The following is a 17775-nucleotide window of genomic DNA, read 5'->3' on the forward strand; positions in this document are numbered from 1 at the left end:
ATGCTTGCGACAGAGGTCATTCGCGTCGCGGAGCGGGCGGGTGCCGCTCCGGGACGGGAACCGTCGCAGGAGGCCCGATGAGCCGCAGGAACCACCACGTCGCCGTGCTCGTGCTCGACGGGGCGAAGCCACTGGACGTCGGCATCCCCGCGCAGGTGTTCTCCAACCGGCCGAGCATGCCGTACGAGGTGCGGGTGTGCGGCGCGGCGCCGGGGCCGGTGACCGGCGGGGACGGGCTGTCGTACCACGTGGCCGAGGGCCTCGACGCGTTGCGGCACGCCGACACCGTCTTCATCCCGGGCTACCGGGAGCCCGCGACCACCCGGCCGCCGGCGGCGGTCGTCGAAGCGCTCACGGCCGCCCACGAACGGGGAACGCGGCTCGCGGCCATCTCGACGGGGGCCTTCGCCCTGGCGGCCACGGGCCTGCTCGACGGCAAGCGGGCCACGACGCACTGGCACTACACGAAGGCCCTCGCGCAACGGCATCCGCGGGTGCTGGTCGACGAGAACGTGCTGTTCGTGGACGAGGGCGACGTGCTCACGTCGGCGGGCGCTGCGTCCGGCATCGACCTGTGCCTGCACCTGGTGCGGCGCGACCACGGTGTCGCCCTGTCCAACCATGTGGCCCGGCGGCTGGTGGCGGCGCCCTACCGGAGCGGTGGGCAGGCGCAGTACGTTCCCCGGAGTGTGCCCGAGCCGCTGGGCGACCTCTTCGCTGGCACGCGGGAGTGGGCCCTCGGGCATCTCGCGGAACCACTGACCATCGAGACGCTCGCCCGCAACGCGCGGGTGTCGGCGCGCACCTTCTCGCGCCGGTTCGTGGAGGACACCGGCTACACGCCGATGCAGTGGGTGCTCCGGGCGCGCGTCGACCTGGCACGCGAACTGCTGGAACGCACCGATCTGGGCGTGGAGCAGATCGCCGGCCGGGTGGGGCTGGGCACCGGGGCGAACCTGCGGCTGCACTTCCAGCGCATTCTGGGCACCTCCCCGACGGAGTACCGGCACACCTTCTCGGCCTGACCCTCCCCGGGTCGCGCACGCCTCTCGGGCATGTGGCGAGATCCTTGCGCACGGTGTCATTCGGGCCACTGTCGGCGCGGCATCCGGTTGCCGAGGATGGACGCGACAGGACGACACGAAAGGCACCTTCATGACCCGCATCGCCGTCAACGGCTTCGGCCGCATCGGACGCAACACCCTCCGCGCGCTGCTGGAGCGCGGGACCGACCTCGAGGTCGTCGCCATCAACGACCTCACCGCCCCCGACACACTCGCGCACCTGCTCGCGTTCGACAGCTCGCTCGGCCGCTTCGGCCGCTCGGTCGAGGTCGACGGGACCGACCTCGTGGTCGACGGCCGCCGCATCAAGGTGCTCGCCGAGCGCGAGCCCGTCAAGCTGCCGTGGGCCGAACTCGGCGTGGACATCGTGCTCGAGGCCACGGGCCGCTTCACCGCGGCGGACGCCGCCCGCGCCCACATCGACGCGGGGGCGAAGCGCGTGCTGGTGAGCGCCCCCTCCGACGGCGCCGACGTCACGCTCGCGTACGGCGTGAACACCGATGTCTACGACCCCGCCGCCCACGTGATCGTCTCGAACGCCTCATGCACGACCAACGCGCTGGCTCCGCTGGCCTCCGTGCTGGACGACCTGGCCGGCATCGAGCACGGCTTCATGACCACGGTGCACGCCTACACCCAGGAGCAGAACCTCCAGGACGGCCCCCACCGCGACCTGCGCCGCTCCCGCGCCGCCGGCGTGAACATCGTGCCCACCACCACCGGGGCCGCGAAGGCCATCGGCCTGGTGCTGCCGAACCTCGCGGGCAAGCTGTCGGGCGACTCGATCCGCGTGCCGGTCCCGGTCGGGTCGATCGTGGAGCTGAACACCACGGTCTCGCGCGAGGTCAGCCGCGACGAGGTGCTCGCGGCCTACCGCGAGGCCGCCGACGGCAGGCTCAAGGGCATCCTCGACTACACCGACAAGCCGCTGGTCTCCAGCGACATCACCGGCCAGCCGGCGTCGGCGATCTTCGACTCCGCCCTCACGCGCGTGGACGGCAGGCACGTCAAGGTGGTGGCCTGGTACGACAACGAGTGGGGATTCTCCAACCGTGTCGTCGACACGCTCGAACTGCTCGCCCGCGGCTGAGCACACCCTAACGGGCTGTCAGGGGCTGTTCGTCCCCTGGCAGCCCGCCGTCCGGCGTCCTACTGCTGCGGCGGCGCCGACACGGCGGGGGCCAGGGAGCCCGAGCCCTGCGGGTTGACGATGAGCGTGGGCTCGCCCGGGGCGGGCGAGGGGGCCACAGTGTCCGCCGGATTGATGGTCGGGCTGGCGGTCGTCTGGTCCACGACCTGCGGGAAGTTCACCAGTCCGGTCTTCTCCATCACCGTGATGTGGTCGAGCACCGTGTTGTTGGCCTGGTCGGCCAGTTGACGGACCAGGCTGTTCATGGTGGTCGAGCGGACCTTGGCGATCGTGTTGAAGATCTGGCCGTGGGTCAGGCGCAGCAGATTGGCGAACGTCGAGTCGAACGCGGTCCCGTTGGCGCCCGAGAGCGTGGCGAGGAATCCCTGCTGCTGCGGGGTGGGCTGGTTCGGGAGCACGATGCCGAGTTGGGTGGCGACGGTACGGTCGGCGCTGTCCAGTGCGGTGTGGCCGTCTATCAGGTGCTGACCTGCCGTCTTGACCGCCTGCGTCGTGCCCTTCTGGAGCGCTATCTGACCGGCCGGGAACTCCCAGAGGCCCGCCAGGCGCACCTTGACGACGAACTCCCGGTCGAGCGCGGTCATGGGCCCGTAGGGAGTGGAAACCGCACCCGCGTACGGCGAGGACGCCGCCGCGTTCACCCCGGACATCGCCGGGTAGACGAGCGCGGCAGCGGTGCAGACCAGCGCTCCGGCGACCAGAGCGGTGCCGGCCGTGAACCGGTTGGGGAACATGACGCCTCCTGTGCGGAATCTCGTACGCGCATCCGGACGTTAACGCTCCTTGCCGTGGGAACCGCGGGATTGGAGGGGCCCGAGCGATTCCCGGGACACCGCACCATCAGTGTTGGTAGCGTGCAAAATTTCCTCTGTGCAAAGATCGCGCGGCCTCGGCGGCTCTCCGGAAAGGTCGGCGCCGACCGCGACCTGGGGAACGGTCGGCGCCACAACAGTGCCGGGCGGTACAAATGACCCATGGCCGCCCGCATCCCCGCCGACGACTCCGACGCCGAAGCGATGGTCGGCGCCCTGCTGACCGCGTCGCGCCTCCTCGTGGCCGTCTCCGCCCGCTCGCTCGCCGCGGTCGAGGAGGCCCTGACCCTGCCCCAGTTCCGGATGCTGGTCGTCCTCGACACCCGCGGACCGCTGAGCCTGTCCCGACTCGCCGCGGAACTGGGCGTGCAGCCGTCGACCGCCATGCGGATGCTGGACCGGCTGGAGTCCGCCGGCACGGTGACCCGGGCCCCGTCCTCCACCGACCGGCGCGTCAGTGTCGTCTCGCTCACCGCGCCGGGGCGACGGACGGTGCGTGACGTCACCGAGCGCCGCAGGGCCGAGATCACGGGCATCGTCGCGTCCATGACGCCCGGTCACCGCCGCGGTCTCGTCCAGGCCCTGCAGGCCTTCACCGAGGCCGGGGGCGAGCCCGCCGTCGGCGAGGAGACGCCGCTGCACGTGGGCTGGTGAGGGCCGTCCCCGAGCACGTCATGCCCGCGGCGGATACGCCGCATGAGTGCGGTCTTGTGCTGTGTTCGCGGGACACGAGGCGATCCGCGGTGGTGGTGAGCCCCGCGACCGGCCGCCGTGATCTATGTGTGGGGCAGCGTGATCGAGGCCGCCCTTTCCTGCCAGGGCGCGGCCCGGAGGCGGAGGAGACGGTCGGATGAGCGGTGACGGACGGGCCCCGGCCCCCGGTCCGGCCAAGGGGACGCGGCCTTCCAAGCGCCGCGTACGGCGCGCGTGGCGGCGCCTTCGGCGGGTCGTCGCCGAGGTGGGCGCCGGTGCCCGGGCGACGGCACGGCGGGTGCGGGAGTCACCCCCGCCCCCGGGGCCGTTCCGGCCGGGCTTCTGGCGCAGCCCGATCCGCGGGCCGTGGCTGACGTCGGTGTTCGGCCTGGTGCTGCTGTTCGGCATCCCCGTGCTGTTCGTCACCGGCGCCCTGTCCTACGCCGCGTACAACCCGGACCTGGGCCCGCTCAACGACCAGACCCCCGACAAGGGCCTGCTCGGCTTCTACCTGTTCGACTGGCCCACTCGGCCCTACTGGCTCTACCGGCTGACCCAGGGCGTCCACGTCACCCTCGGGGTGGTCCTGCTGCCCGTCCTGCTGGCCAAACTGTGGTCGGTCATCCCCAGGCTTTTCTCGTGGCCGCCCTTGCGGTCCCCCGCGCAAGGGCTCGAACGGCTGTCGCTGCTCCTTCTGGTGGGCGGGGCCGTCTTCGGGTTCGTCACCGGGATCTTCAACGTCCAGCTCTTCTACATCTTTCCCGGCTCCTTCTACACCCTGCACTTCTACGGCGCGTGGGTGTTCATCGCCGCGTTCGCCGTCCATGTGTGCCTGAAGCTCGGCCGCATGAGACGTGCGCTGCGCTCCCGCGGACTGCTCGCGGAACTGCGCACCGACCGGGCCCGCACCCGTCCCGAGCCGCCCGACGCCGACGGCCTGGTGCCGGTCGCCCCGGCGGCCCCCACCATGTCACGGCGCGGGGCCGTGGGGATGGTGGGCGCCGGGTCGCTGGCCCTGCTCGTGGTCACCGCCGGCCAGAGCATCGGCGGCGCGCTGCGCAACACCGCCCTGCTGGCGCCGCACAACCGCAATCCCGGAAGCGGTCCGAACGGCTTCCAGATCAACAAGACGGCCGCCTCCGTCGGTGTCACCCCCGCCCTGACCGGCCCCGCCTGGCGGCTGGAGGTCCACGGCAGGGGACCGGCCCTGGCCCTCACCCGTGGACAGCTCCTCGCCATGGACCAACGCACGGCCGCCCTGCCGATCGCCTGCGTCGAGGGCTGGTCCACCGAGGACCAGTACTGGAGCGGCCTGCGGCTCGCCGAGCTGGCCGCCATGGCGGGCCTTCCCCACGCGGGGAGCGTGCTGGTGGAGTCCGTGCAACCGCCGGGCCCCTACAGCTCGGTCATGTTGCGCGGCAACCAGATCCACGACCCGCGTGCCCTGCTCGCCCTGCGCGTCAACGGAGCCGACCTCTCGCTCGACCACGGCTACCCGGCGCGCATCATCGTCCCGGCCAACCCCGGTGTGAACAACACCAAGTGGGTGCACCGGCTCACCTTCAGGACATGACCATGGCACGCGCCCCGCGCTGGTACGGCGCCAATCCCCTGCACCTGCTGGTGCTGCTCTGCTCCTTCGCGCTCAGCGCGTACGCCTGCCTGCGGCTGTTCGCGGTGCGGCCGGTCGAAGTGGCGGTCTGGTTCATGGGAGCGGCGGTCCTGCACGACCTGATCCTGCTGCCCCTGTACTCCCTCGCCGACCTGTCGGCCCTCGCGGTCCTGCGGCACCGCGAGCACGTGGTTCCGAAGGCGCCGTGGATCAACCACCTGCGCGTACCGGCCTTCCTGTCAGGTCTGCTGCTCCTGGTGTGGTTCCCCCTGATCCTCGGCATCTCGCGCCCCTACCCGGCAGCCACCGCGCTCAGCATCCACGTCTACCTTCCCCGCTGGCTGTTCGTCACCGCCGTCCTGTTCGGCGTCTCGGCACTGGCCTACGCGCTCAGGCTGCGTCGCATCCGCAAGGCCGAACGCGCCGAAAAGCGGGTCGCCGGTTCGGGGAGGTGATCGCTACCGTGTGGGCCGAACAGGTGCGCACACGCACATGACGGCTCGAACGGAGGCGCCGTGCCCCCGCACATGAGGCTGACGGCGGTCACACTCGACTGCGCGGATCCCCAGGCCCTGGCCGCGTTCTACCAGCGGGCCACCGGGCTCGCGCTCCACCCGGATTCCGACGGCGACTTCGCCGGACTCACCCGCGAGGACGGCTTCTTCCTCGGGTTCCAGCGGGTCGACGGCTACCGGGCGCCGGACTGGCCCGGCCAAGCCGTCCCCCAGCAGGCCCACTTCGACTTCGCGGTCGACGACCTGGACGAAGCCGAGGCCCTGCTCGTGGAGTCGGGCGCGACCAAGCCGCGAGAGCAGCCGGGCGGGGACAAGTGGCGGGTCCTTCTCGACCCGGCCGGGCATCCCTTCTGCCTGGCCAGGAGCTGACGGGCCGAGGACGGCCGCAGCCGCGCCCGCGCGGGGACGGACGGGTCCCCGCGCAGGCGGACGGCATCAGGCGTCGGCGATCGGGCCGGTGCCCAGGCGGACGTTGTCGATCGCCCAGAACCAGTTGTTGCCGGCGTTGAAGATCCGGAAGTTCACCTTGACCGACGTCGCCCCCGACGGGACGGCGACGGGCAGGTCGACCAGGCGGTTCTGCTGGTCCTGGCCGCGGTTGGTGTTCCCGGAGGTGGCGCTGGAGTAGTACAGCACGCGGGACTTCTCGCCGGTGTCGAACTCGACGGTGACCTCGGCCTCCTGCGGGCTCTCCTGGCGGTAGTGCGAGTCGAAGCCGAGGTGCAGCGTCGACGTGCCCGCCGGGACGGCGACCGCGGGGGTCGTCAGCGTCGAGTCGAAGCGCCCCCGGGAGGACGGACTGCCAGTGTCGTCCCAGTCGTCCGGGTCGGCGACAGCGACGATTCCCAGGCCGCGGGTGAAGTTCGTGCGGTCCTGCGCGGCGGGGAACCAGAACTGCTTGGACAGGAACGACCAGCCCTGGAGCTCCCGCGTGCCCTGGGGCATGCCCGTCGCATTGGTGATCGTCCAGCCCGCCGGCGTGGTCCGCGTCCAGCCCACCAGGCCGGGCCGGCTGAGGTCGGCGGCCGGAGCCAGGGCGGGGGCGACGGACTCGAAGTCCTCGGCCAGCAGCAGACCGGTCATGACGGGACCGACCTTGGCGGGCAGCGACGCGGTCTGCTCCTTGGTGCGGCCGGCCAGGACGGCCGTGACGGTCGCCTGAAGGGTGGCGGAGGACCGCGCCGCCGCGGCCGGGGCCACGACGTCCCAGGTGAGGGCGACCGACGAGCGGGCCGGCACCGAGGCCGGCGTGCCCGCCGCCGCGGTGGCCTTCCAGCCGGCGGGCAGCGCGAGCGAGGCCGCCAGGGCGGTCAGCGGGGCGCTGCCGGCGTTGGTGACGGTCGCGGTGACGGTCAGCGGCCTGTCCGGGGACAGCACGGTGCCGTCGGTCTTCGGCGACGTGGCGGGAGCGGTCAGGGCCACGCTCATCGCGGGCGCGACCTTGGTCCGCACCCGCGCGTCGGCGACCTTCAGCAGCCCCTTGCCGTCGGCATGCGCGGCGACGGCGAGGCTGCCCGCCGTGGCGTCCGCGGCCGGGGTGACGGTGAAGCGGACCTCGGCGGACGCTCCCGGAGCGAGCGACTTCGGCGCGGAGCCGGCCTGTTCGAGCGTCCAGTCGGTGGGCGCGAGCAGGGACGCCGCCAGGGCGACCAGCGTGTCCGTGCCCTGGTTCGTCACGGTGACGACGACCTCGGCCGGGCTGCCCTGCGCGAGCGGGGCGTCCAGGGAGGGCAGCGGTGCGGGGAGGGTGATCGCCGCGCTCAGTGCCGGGACCGTTCCGGTGGCCGGGTCGGTGACACCTTCCTTGCCGTCTGCCTGACGGCCGGTCATGCGGCGCAGGAAGCGCGGGTCGTCCAGGTCGACGACCACGATGTCGTACCAGCCGTGGTGCGAGGGGTGGATGGAGACCGTCCGCGTCTGGCCGGGCGCGAGGGTGACGGTGCTGATCTCGTCGTTGGCGTTGCGCGGGTAGACCGACTCGCCCACGAGCAGTGTGCGCGTCGTGGAGGAGGGGTTGCTGCACTGGATGCGGACCGGGCCGGTGCCGCTCTCGTCGACGAGGAAGGCCTCGGCGCCCGCACCCGCGCCGCGCAGCTCCCACAGGGCCCAGCCGGGGCCGCGCACCTGGAGGTCGTAGCCGTCGGTGCCGTAGGCGACCGTGCCGGTGGCCGTCGCGCCGCTGCCCACGGTCCAGGTCTGCGGGGCCGTTCCGTCACCGGAGTACGCGGTGATCGTGGCGGCCCTGCTGCCGGTGTTCCCCAGGGTCAGCCGGACGCCGTCCGCCGGGGACCCGGCGACCTCGGCGCGCAGCGACAGGCGGTACGGAGACGGACGGGTGGGCCGGGTGCCCTCCTCCTGCTCCGGGAGCGCCTGCTCCTTCGGCGGGACGGGGTTCCAGCGGCCGATCGGCGCCGGCACCGGGCCGGGCTGCTCCACGTCGGGCTGGTTGCGTCCGTGGCTGAAGTCGAAGGCGGAGGTGAGGTCGCCGAAGACGCTGCGGCGCCAGGCGCTGATGTTGGGCTCCTGCACCCCCGTCCAGCGCTCCAGGAAGCGGATCACGGAGGTGTGGTCGAACGCCTCGGAGCAGACGAAGCCGCCCGTCGTCCACGGCGAGACGACGGTCATCGGCACGCGCGGGCCGGGGCCGACCGGTCGGCCGCCGAACCAGTCGTCGCTGTTGCCGGACTCCGGCTTCGGCGCGACCGGCGCGGGCACGTGGTCGAAGTAGCCGTCGTTCTCGTCGAAGTTGATGAACACCGCCGTCTTCGACCAGGTCTCGCGGTCGCTGGCGATGGCGTCGAGCAGGTCGTAGACGAGGTTGGCGCTGCCGACCGGGGTGGAGGAGCCGGGGTGCTCGGAGAGCGCCGCCGTGGGCACGATCCAGCTCACCTTGGGCAGCGTGCCGTTGCGGATGTCCTGCTTCATCCGGGTGATCAGGGTGTCCGGCTCGGAGCGGTAGGCGCCGCGCAGGAAGAGCCCGCGCTCGGCCTCGTCCAGCACGTCGACGCCCTGCTGGAACTGGGCGAGCGCCGCCCGGCGGTCCGCTTCGGTCCGGTCCCAGAGGCTGTCGTAGAACTGCTCGGTGGTGGCGAACTGACCGCTCACCTTGGAGAGGATCTTGCGGCCGATCTCCTTCCAGGGACGGAAGTACTCGACAGCGTTGTCAGTGAAGTTGTCCCACTCCTGGTAGATCTGCCAGGAGATCCCGGCCGCCTCCAGGCGCTCGGGGTAGGTCGTCCAGTTGTAGCCGCCGTGGTTGTAGTCGTAGGCGGCGTTGGTGACGGCCCTGTTGACTCCGTCCGGCTCGTAGCCCGTGGTGCCGGTCCACAGGTAGTTGCGGTTGGGGTTGGTCGAGCCGTACACGGAGCAGAAGTAGGAGTCGCAGATGGTGAAGCGGTCGGCCAGCTCGTACTGGAGGGGGATGTCCCGCCGGTCGTAGTGGGCCATGGTGCTCTGGCCCTTGGCGGCCACCCAGTCGTTCCACCAGCCGTTCGCCCGGGCCTGGTTGGCGTCGGAGAAGCCGTGCGGGAGCGAACCCAGGTACTGGATGTCGCTCTCGGGGCGGCCGGCGTCGCGCGCGGCCTGCCGGGCGGAGAAGGGCAGCACGGCGCCGCCAGCAGCCCGCGGCTGCTCGAAGACCGTCGCGCCGTCGGGCAGCCGCAGCGGCGTACGGTCGCCGAAGCCGCGAACGCCCTTGAGGGCGCCGTAGTAGTTGTCGAAGGAACGGTTCTCCTGCATCAGCACGATCACGTGCTCGATCGCGTCCATGCCACCGGGCGCCATCGGCGCGGCCATGGCCTGGAGGAGCGACGGGGGAAGGAAGGAGAGCGCGGTACCACCGGCGAGAGCGCCGAGAAGCTTGCGGCGGGAGATGTCGGACATAGTGGGGAGGCTAAGTTGCGGGCCGAGCAGCGGGTAACCCTCCGCGACAGAGCTTCGTCCGCCGTTCACGAGGGAGCGCCGGGCGTTCAACTGTTCGCGTCACACGGGGGCATGGCACACGGTGTTGTCCGACGTGACGCCAATTCCCGCAACGGCGATGGCCCGGTTCGCCGCAACTCCCTCGTCATTAACCGGAGTCGGGAGTCCCGGGCCTCCCCTTCTCAGGCGGAGACCGTCGCGGGCGTCTCGCTGTCGGCCGACTCGTCGGCGGCTTTCGTCCGCGGGCCTCGTCCCACGAAGGCGTAGGCCGCGCCGACGAGCAGACCACCGCCGACGAGATTGCCCAGGCCCACCAGCAGGAGGTTGCGCCCGAAGGCGGCCGCGTTCGCGCCGGGTATGTGCTCGAACATGCCGAGCGTGTAGTAGGTCATGTTCGCCACGACGTGCTCGAACCCCGAGCCGACGAACGCCAGCAGGCACCAGAAGATCACGGTCAGCTTGGCACCCTCGGACCGGGTCCGCGCCGCCATCCACACGGCCAGGCAGACCAGGAAGTTGCAGAGCACCCCGCGGAAGAACAGCGCGGCCCCCGACTCGGCCGCCTTCGCCTTCACCAGGCTCGCCAGCAGGGCGAGCGCCGGCGCGGTGTGCCCGGGGGCCCCACCGGAGGTGATCACACCGCTGCCGTGCACGAGCCAGGCGAAGGCGACCGACCCGACGAGGTTTCCGAGGAACGATCCGACGATCAGCGCGCCCGCGTCGGCCGCGGTGATGCGCCGGACGATCGCCCCTTGCACCGCGGTCATCATGTTGCCGGTGGACAGTTCGGCGCCGGCGAACACGGCCAGCGTGAGCCCGACCCCGAAGACCAGCCCCTCGACGAGTTTCGTGTACGGCGACGAGGCGACCAGCAGCGGCCCCGCGACCGCGAGCAGCAGGACCGCCGCAACCCCGATGAACGCCCCGGCCAGCATGGAACCGACCAGGAACCGGCCCGGCCTGCGGAGGCCTGCGGCCTTGTCGGCGGCCACCTGCCCCTGGTCTTCGAGGGCCTGCGAAACGGGGATGGGCATGCTGTCACCTCATAGGTCGCACGACGGACATACAGGGAATACAGGTAATGCAGGGAATAACCCCGCACTTTTCTCGATGCTAGGCCGAAAAGGACGGCCCGAAGGAAAAGGAGTCCTACGTCACACCGCCGGAGAGAGGGATGCGACATGAACGCCAATACCGGAACAAATCGCGGTCATGACTCATTCCGGTATCGGTAAAATCGCGGTATATGCCCCGCCGCGGGTCAGTCGCCGGTGAAGAACGTGCGCCCCGCCCCGACCCCCAGCCCCGATGCCGCCGCCAGCTCCCGGCCCGTCCCGGCCAGCGTGACCAGACGGTCGAGGCGCAGCACCTCCCAGTGCTCCAGGGCGACGGCCGGCAGCGGCTGCGCCGGGGTCCACCCGAGCAGGGCCGTCGCAAGGCCCTCGGCGTCGCCGAAAGCCTTGGACGCCGCCACCGAGGTGTGGGGGCGGACCGTGCCCGCCGCGTCGCCGATGAGCGCCGCGTGGTCGGCCACCATGCGCCACGGGGGCACGTCCAGCACCGGCTGCGCGAAGGGGTCCGACAGCCGCACCAGCTCGGCGAGGGCCGGCGGAAGCGACACCTCTGCCTCGCGCACCACCCGCTCGGCGGTCTCCGGCGGCACGTCGCCGGGCGGCAGGAAGGACGCGGAACGCCGCGCGGAGCGGCCCGGCAGGAGCCCCGGCAGATCCCGCTCGGCCACATTGACGTACCAGACCCAGTTGACGCGCCGCGCGCCCTTCTCCAGCTCGCCGCCGGGTCCCGGGACCAAGGAGCAGAGCATCTGCATGCCGTCGGAGGTGAAGTGCGTGAGACGACCGGAGAGAAGCTCCAGCAGGTCACCGGGAAGCCGGGATTCGGGTTCCAGTCCGCGCCATCCGACGTACCCCGCGTACGCGGGGCGGAAGGACGGGTCGAGGAGTCTGCGCGTCGCCGAACCGATGCCGTCCGCGCCCACGAGGAAATTGCCGTGCGCCGTGTACCCGTCCGAGAACTCGGCGGTGACCTCGTGGCCCTCCACCCGCACACGCCGCAGCGCGCCGTCCAGGCGGTGGCACACATCGGCGAGGGGTTCCCGCAGCACCCGGTGGAGGACGTCCCAGGCCGTCATCCACTGCGGCGCCTCCTCGCGCACGGCCCTGCCGTCCACGTCGAGTCGCCGGCTCTCGTACAGCTCGACGGCCACCGCCTCGACCGGCACGCCCAGGCGGTGCAGCAGCGCCTCGATGTCCGGCCGCACGACGATGCCGGCGCCGTGTGCCGGCGTCCGCGGCGCCGACCGCTCGTGGACGGCGACATCGGCCCCGGCAGCCCGTAGTTCGTGCGCGGCCGCCAGACCGCCGAGCGATCCGCCGACCACCATCGCCGCGAAGCCGTTCGTCTCCGGAATGGCGCACCTCCACTGCCGCGCGGTCGCTCCCGCACGTCATCCGTTCGGCGAGGGAGCCTAAACACACCCTCCGGACCCCCGCAACACCCGCGTGTGCGCCGGGATTCACCGTGTCAGCCGTTCGCGGCAGCCAGGTTGCGGGGCCATTCCCGGCCAATTAGCGTGACGTGCGGTCGCACCGTTCAGGCGATGAATACCGAGCGCTTTTCCGCCGGTTGCGGGCCCGTCCGGTCAGGCGTTCCCAGGGCCGCCGCAGGAATCGCAGGGAATCACCCCAAGGAGATCCGCCGTGCCCGAGTTCCCTCATTGGCATTCCCGCCGGAAGGTGCTCCTCACCTCGGCCGCCGCCATGACCGCGGCCACCACGGGGGCCTTCGGCCTGCTCTCCCGGAAACCGGTCGCGGCGAAGGCGGGCACGGCCGTCCGCCCCTTCCGTATCGACATTCCGCAGGGGGATCTCGACGAGCTGCACCGGCGCATCGTGGCAACGCGGTGGCCCGACCGGGAAACGGTGCCCGACCAGTCCCAGGGCGTGCAGCTGGCGACGATGCGGGAACTCTCGCTCTACTGGGCGACGTCCTACAACTGGCGGAGGATCGAGGCGAAGCTCAATTCCCTGCCCCAGTTCATGACCGAGATCGACGGGCTCGACATCCACTTCCTGCACATCCGCTCCCGCCACGCGAACGCGCTGCCGATGATCCTGACCCACGGCTGGCCGGGATCCATCCTGGAATTCCTCAAGGTGATCGACCCGCTCACCAACCCGACGGCGCACGGGGGAAGCGCGGACGACGCCTTCCATCTCGTCATCCCCTCCATGCCCGGATACGGCTTCTCGGAGAAGCCGACCACCACGGGATGGGGGCCCGACCGCATCGGCCGGGCCTGGGCCGTGCTGATGGAGCGCCTGGGATACGAGCACTACGTGTCCCAGGGCGGCGACTGGGGAGCGGTGATCTCGGACCGGATGGCGATGCAGCGTGTCCCGGGACTGCTCGGCATCCATGTGAACTTCCCGGCCACGGTGCCGCCGGACATCGCGAAGAAACTCGCCTGCGGTGACCCGGCCCCGGCCGGCCTGTCCGTGGACGAGCGGGCCGCGTACGACAAACTCGCCGACTTCTACGCAAGGGGCTCCGGCTACTCCGCCATGATGGTCACCCGCCCGCAGACCGTGGGATACGGGCTGACGGACTCCCCCGCGGGACTGGCCGCCTGGATGTACGACAAGTTCGCGGCGTGGACGGACAGCGGCGGCCACCCCGATCGCGTGCTGACCAAGGACGAGATACTCAACGACATCACGCTCTACTGGGTCACCAACACGGCGGTCTCCTCCGCTCGCCTGTACTGGGAGAACAACGCCAACAACTTCAACGCGGTGTCGGTCTCCCTCCCCGCGGCCATCACGGTGTTCCCGGGCGAGATCTACCAGGCGCCGCTGAGCTGGGCCAAGCAGGCCTACCACGACCTCATTTACTACAACAAGGCCCGCAAGGGCGGTCACTTCGCGGCGTGGGAAGTGCCGGACATCTTCACCAGGGAACTGCGCGCCGCGTTCGCGTCACTGCGTCATCCCGGAGCCGCCGGCAAGTGAGCCCGGACGACCCGGTCTCCCCGGGTCGCACGTGACGCGTGCCGATCGCCGCCGCGGGCAACATCCGTGCCGATCCCCCGAGTTCGCCTGCACCCGACCCCTTCCACGGGCGCCATGGTTTGTGAACTCGCCTATAGGCAGGCCTTGTTGACGAAAACGGCGGAATGGATTCCGCTACCGTCCCGCGCAGGTGTGCACAACTCGCGGTCACCGCGCGATATCGGAACGCGGCGCGTGGTCACCGGCGCGCCACCCGCAGCCCAATACGGACAAAGACCGCCTTCTTTTCCGATGTATTGCAGAACGCCCCCGAAGGGCCGGCGCCGCAATTTCCTGGACGGGAAACCCACATCCCTATGCAACCTTGTTCGGGTGTGGTTTTCTCATCCCTCGTGACCAAGGACTCGGTCGGAACTTCCAACTGAGTGGGCGGGGCGTCCGACGTCCCTTCCACGAGGCTGCTCCGACCGCGTTCCCGGGTGCCCGGAGACCGCCGGGTGCCCCACCGTCCGCCGCCCGTGTTACAGGTCTCCCGGGCGGCCAAGGGTAGTCGTAGATGCGAATACAAGCCCGATGGGCCCTGATCCCCGCCCTGGCAGGCCTCCTGGCGGGCGCCGTACCCGGCGCCGCGCTGGCATCCCAGAGCCCCGTCGCGGGGGCGTCCCCCGTGGGCACCGCTCCGGCCGGGTCCGCGTCGGTCCGGACCGTCACGTTGATCACCGGTGACAAGGTGACGGTCGTCCAGGGCACCAGCGGTGTACCCGCGGTGAGCGTGCGGCGCGGCCCCGGCCGCGCCGGCATCGCCTTCGAGGTGTCGCACCAGTGGCACGGCTCCGACCACCACATCTCGGTGGTGCCGTCGGACGCGCAGGCGCTGCTGACCTCCGGACGGCTCGACGCCCGCCTGTTCGACGTCACCGAGCAGCTCGACGCGGGCTACGACGACGCCTCGACCACCACGCTCCCCCTGATCTACTCGAGCCGCAGCGGCAAGTCCGCCACGGCCCGCGCCGCGATCCAGCAGCACGGCGCGCGGATCTCCCGCACCCTGGACGTGCTGGACGGCGGCAGCTTCGCCCCGGCCAAGCGCGACGCCGCCTCGTTCTGGACGTTCGTCACCGGGACACAGGGGCTGCGCGGCCCGCTGCGCGAACTGTGGCTCAACGGCCGCAGCCGGGTCGCCCTCGCCGAGAGCACCGGCATCATCGGCGCCCCCAAGGTGTGGGACAGCGTCGACGCCAACGGCGTGCACATCACCGGCAAGGGCGTGGTCGTGGCCGACCTCGACACCGGCTACGACCCCACCCACCCGGACCTCAAGGACAAGGCCGCCGCCGGCCGGACCATGGACTTCACGGGGTCCGGCACCGTGGTGGACGGGCACGGCCACGGCACCCACACCGCGTCCATCATCGCGGGCACCGGCGCCGCCTCCGCGGGCAAGTACAAGGGCGTCGCCCCCGACGCCGAACTGCTCGTCGGCAAGGTCTGCGACAACGACGGCTTCTGCCCCGACGACGCGGTCATCAACGGCATGACCTGGGCGTCGGAGGCCGGCGCGAAGGCCGTCAACCTCAGCCTGGGCTCGCCCCCGTACGCGCAGACGGACCCGCTCACCGAGACGGTCGAGAAGCTGACCGCCGAGCACGGCACGCTGTTCGTGATCGCGGCGGGCAACGAGGGCGCCCCCTCCGCCGACTACTTCGGCGGCACCGTGGGCAGCCCGGGCATCGCCGACTCCGCGCTCACCGTGGGCAGCACCACCAAGCAGGACACCCTCAGCGACTTCTCCAGCCGCGGCCCGCGCATCGGCGACTTCGCCGTGAAGCCCGACATCGTCGCGCCCGGTTCGGACATCACCGCGGCCCGCGCCGCCGGCACCACGATGGGCGACCCGGTCGGCGCCTCGTACGTCACCGCGTCCGGCACCTCGATGGCCACCCCGCACGTCACGGGCGCCGTCGCGCTGCTCGCCCAGGAGCACCCGGACTGGAAGGCGGCCGACTTCAAGTCCGCCCTCACCAGCGCCGCCAAGGGCCTGCCCGGACTCACCGCCTACGACCAGGGCACCGGACGGCTGGACGTGGCCCGCGCCGCGGTGCAGACCGTGCGCGCCACCTCCGGCAGCATCAGTTTCGGCAAGGCCGACTTCCCGCACGAGAACGTCACCCGGACCGGCACCGTCACGTACACCAACGACGGCGCCGCCGACGTCACACTGCACCTGTCCGTCGACGCCCACGGGCCCCGCGGCACAAAGGCACCCGCCGGTGCCTTCACCCTGTCCGCGGACACCGTGACCGTCCCGGCCGGCGGCACCGCCTCGGCCGGCCTCACCGCCACGGTCGACGCCACGATGACCGGCGCCTACGGCGGTTCGATCGTCGCCACCACGGACGACGGCGCCACCACGGTCCGCGACGCCTTCGGCGTCTACGCCGAACCGCTCACCCACGCGCTGTCGTTCACGGTCCTCGGCCTCGACGGCAAGCCGGTGGGCGAGGGCACGTACGTCAACGCCTTCGACGTCAGCACCGGCCTGCAGTACAGCGTCACCACCGACGCCGACGGCAAGGCGTCGATGCAGCTGCCCGAGAGCGAGTACGACATCTCGGCGAACAAGTTCGACCCCGTCGGGCACACCTCGGTCCTGTTCTCCACGCCGGGCGTCCACCTCACCGGCGACACCTCGCTCAGCCTCGACGGCCGCACGGCCAAGGAGGTCAACCTGACGGTCGACAAGAGCCAGGCGACGAACGAGGGCATCTTCGCCAGCGTGACGTCCATCAGCACCGACGGGCACTACGGCACGCAGAAGTTCGTGATGGGCTTCCCCGGCGACCGCATCTACGCCACCCCGACGGCTCAGGTCACCAGCCACCCGTTCTGGTTCCTCACCGCCCAGCGGTGGACCGGCACCAAGCCCGTGACCGCCACCAGCCCGGCGTCGAGCTACGCCTACAACCTGGCCGTCAACGCCAAGGGCGGCATCCCGTCCACCCTCACCCGCAGGCTCCCCGACCGCTCGCTCGCCCGGGTCGAGGAGACCTACGCCGGCCAGGGCGGCAAGCCGCTCGGTGTCCGGATCGACACCCCGGTCCCGACGTACGGCGCGGTCGCCTTCGTGGACGGCAGCCAGATCCCGGTCCCGGGCAGGCAGACCCGCTACTACACCGACGACGCGGCGATCGTCTGGGACCGCACGCTCGGCATGCGCGCCCAGAACACCGCGGGCTTCGACGAGATCCAGTTCGCCGACACCACGCGGTTCCGGCCGGACACGGCCTCCACCCGGCTGTGGAACCAGGCCCCGCTGCGCGCCCGTTCACTGGACGCACTGCGTCTCGAGGACCAGCTCTACCTCACCCCGGGCCTGTTCTCCACGGCCGCCGCGAACACGGCCTCCTACTCGGGCCAGGCCCGGGGCACCACGGGCTCCTCGACCCTGTACCGCAACGGGGTGAAGATCGCGTCGCTGGACTCCCTGGGCCAGTTGCAGACCCCCGTCCCGTACGAGAAGGCCACGTACACCCTGAAGTCCTCCGGCACCCGCTCCGTGGGCTGGACGACGCTGGGCAGCAAGGCCTCCGCCACCTGGACCTTCACCTCCCAGCGGCCGAGCACCACGACGATGACCCAGCAGCAGCTGATGAACGTCCGGCTCGGCGGCCCGCTGGACTCCGCGAGCGCCCTTCCCGGCGGCCGTACGTACACCTTCGTCGTCAACGCCGAACGCGGCGGCAAGGCGGCCACCACGTCGCTGGGCATGCGGCTCTCCTTCGACGACGGCAGGACCTGGAAGACCCTGCGGGTCATCCGCTGGGGCGACCTCGGCCTGGTCACCGTGACCACCCCCAAGGCCGGTGGCTACGCCTCCGTCCGGCTCACGGCCAAGGACGCGGCGGGCAACGCGGTCGACCAGACCGTCATCCGCTCCTTCCGGGTGACCCCGAAGAAGTAGGGCAGCCCCGCACCACGCG

At 71.4% G+C, this 17775-nt stretch carries 12 protein-coding genes; 8 read left to right on the plus strand and 4 right to left on the minus strand.

The annotated features are described in order from the left end of the window. The first annotated feature begins 77 nt into the window (after nt 1–77). Nucleotides 78–1025, plus strand: a complete 948-nt coding sequence (locus ACIP9H_RS06840) for a GlxA family transcriptional regulator (protein WP_401581919.1) — start codon at nt 78–80, stop codon at nt 1023–1025. A 130-nt stretch (nt 1026–1155) separates the two neighbouring features. Then, entirely contained in the window at nt 1156–2154 is a 999-nt protein-coding gene (gene gap, locus ACIP9H_RS06845; protein ID WP_401581922.1) for a type I glyceraldehyde-3-phosphate dehydrogenase, read from the plus strand. A gap of 59 nt (nt 2155–2213) precedes the next feature. Here the strand turns inward: gap and ACIP9H_RS06850 are convergent, their stop codons facing one another. Next, nucleotides 2214–2948, minus strand: a complete 735-nt coding sequence (locus ACIP9H_RS06850; RefSeq protein WP_401581925.1) for a DUF4142 domain-containing protein — start codon at nt 2946–2948, stop codon at nt 2214–2216. Between the two features lie 240 nt (nt 2949–3188). Between ACIP9H_RS06850 and ACIP9H_RS06855 the strand changes: the two genes are divergently transcribed. The 4 genes from ACIP9H_RS06855 to ACIP9H_RS06870 all read left to right on the plus strand — a co-directional run bounded on the left by ACIP9H_RS06855 (nt 3189) and on the right by ACIP9H_RS06870 (nt 6215). Then, entirely contained in the window at nt 3189–3680 is a 492-nt protein-coding gene (locus ACIP9H_RS06855) for a MarR family winged helix-turn-helix transcriptional regulator (RefSeq protein WP_401957928.1), read from the plus strand. Between the two features lie 196 nt (nt 3681–3876). Further along, the gene (locus tag ACIP9H_RS06860) at nt 3877–5292 is read left to right on the plus strand and encodes a molybdopterin-dependent oxidoreductase (RefSeq protein WP_401957931.1); all 1416 of its coding nucleotides are present in this window, start codon (nt 3877–3879) and stop codon (nt 5290–5292) included. Continuing rightward, a complete protein-coding gene (locus ACIP9H_RS06865) occupies nt 5289–5786 on the plus strand; it encodes a hypothetical protein (RefSeq protein WP_401581932.1) in 498 nt (165 codons plus the stop codon). Before ACIP9H_RS06860 ends, ACIP9H_RS06865 begins: the two co-directional genes overlap by 4 nt. Before the next feature lie 60 nt (nt 5787–5846). Beyond that, nucleotides 5847–6215 (plus strand): VOC family protein, encoded by a 369-nt coding sequence (locus ACIP9H_RS06870; RefSeq protein WP_401581934.1) that lies wholly within the window; start codon nt 5847–5849, stop codon nt 6213–6215. A 66-nt stretch (nt 6216–6281) separates the two neighbouring features. On the opposite strand, the gene ACIP9H_RS06875 is transcribed toward ACIP9H_RS06870, so the two are convergent. The 3 genes from ACIP9H_RS06875 to ACIP9H_RS06885 all read right to left on the minus strand — a co-directional run bounded on the left by ACIP9H_RS06875 (nt 6282) and on the right by ACIP9H_RS06885 (nt 12168). Then, nucleotides 6282–9728, minus strand: coding sequence for a phosphocholine-specific phospholipase C (locus ACIP9H_RS06875; RefSeq protein WP_401957935.1), 3447 nt, complete (start codon nt 9726–9728; stop codon nt 6282–6284). Nucleotides 9729–9949: 221 nt separating this feature from the next. After that, on the minus strand, nt 9950–10801 hold the full coding sequence (locus tag ACIP9H_RS06880) for a formate/nitrite transporter family protein (protein ID WP_401957938.1): 852 nt from the start codon (nt 10799–10801) through the stop codon (nt 9950–9952). A 227-nt stretch (nt 10802–11028) separates the two neighbouring features. After that, nucleotides 11029–12168, minus strand: a complete 1140-nt coding sequence (locus ACIP9H_RS06885; RefSeq protein WP_401957940.1) for an FAD-dependent monooxygenase — start codon at nt 12166–12168, stop codon at nt 11029–11031. 316 nt (nt 12169–12484) lie between these two features. On the opposite strand from ACIP9H_RS06885, the gene ACIP9H_RS06890 reads away from it, so the two are divergent. Next, nucleotides 12485–13795, plus strand: a complete 1311-nt coding sequence (locus ACIP9H_RS06890) for an epoxide hydrolase family protein (protein ID WP_401957942.1) — start codon at nt 12485–12487, stop codon at nt 13793–13795. Between the two features lie 556 nt (nt 13796–14351). After that, nucleotides 14352–17756 (plus strand): S8 family serine peptidase, encoded by a 3405-nt coding sequence (locus ACIP9H_RS06895; RefSeq protein WP_401581946.1) that lies wholly within the window; start codon nt 14352–14354, stop codon nt 17754–17756. Nucleotides 17757–17775: the final 19 nt, after the last annotated feature.

The organism is Streptomyces sp. NPDC088732, assembly GCF_044751205.1.
Lineage (GTDB): Bacteria > Actinomycetota > Actinomycetes > Streptomycetales > Streptomycetaceae > Actinacidiphila.

Bases quoted from the DNA above. Each gene is read 5' to 3' on its own strand.
- ACIP9H_RS06840 (WP_401581919.1), top strand. From the start codon at position 78: ATGAGCCGCAGGAACCACCACGTCGCCGTGCTCGTGCTCGACGGGGCG.
- gap (WP_401581922.1), top strand. From the start codon at position 1,156: ATGACCCGCATCGCCGTCAACGGCTTCGGCCGCATCGGACGCAACACC.
- ACIP9H_RS06850 (WP_401581925.1), bottom strand. From the start codon at position 2,948: ATGTTCCCCAACCGGTTCACGGCCGGCACCGCTCTGGTCGCCGGAGCG.
- ACIP9H_RS06855 (WP_401957928.1), top strand. From the start codon at position 3,189: ATGGCCGCCCGCATCCCCGCCGACGACTCCGACGCCGAAGCGATGGTC.
- ACIP9H_RS06860 (WP_401957931.1), top strand. From the start codon at position 3,877: ATGAGCGGTGACGGACGGGCCCCGGCCCCCGGTCCGGCCAAGGGGACG.
- ACIP9H_RS06865 (WP_401581932.1), top strand. From the start codon at position 5,289: ATGACCATGGCACGCGCCCCGCGCTGGTACGGCGCCAATCCCCTGCAC.
- ACIP9H_RS06875 (WP_401957935.1), bottom strand. From the start codon at position 9,728: ATGTCCGACATCTCCCGCCGCAAGCTTCTCGGCGCTCTCGCCGGTGGT.
- ACIP9H_RS06880 (WP_401957938.1), bottom strand. From the start codon at position 10,801: ATGCCCATCCCCGTTTCGCAGGCCCTCGAAGACCAGGGGCAGGTGGCC.
- ACIP9H_RS06885 (WP_401957940.1), bottom strand. From the start codon at position 12,168: ATGGTGGTCGGCGGATCGCTCGGCGGTCTGGCGGCCGCGCACGAACTA.
- ACIP9H_RS06895 (WP_401581946.1), top strand. From the start codon at position 14,352: ATGCGAATACAAGCCCGATGGGCCCTGATCCCCGCCCTGGCAGGCCTC.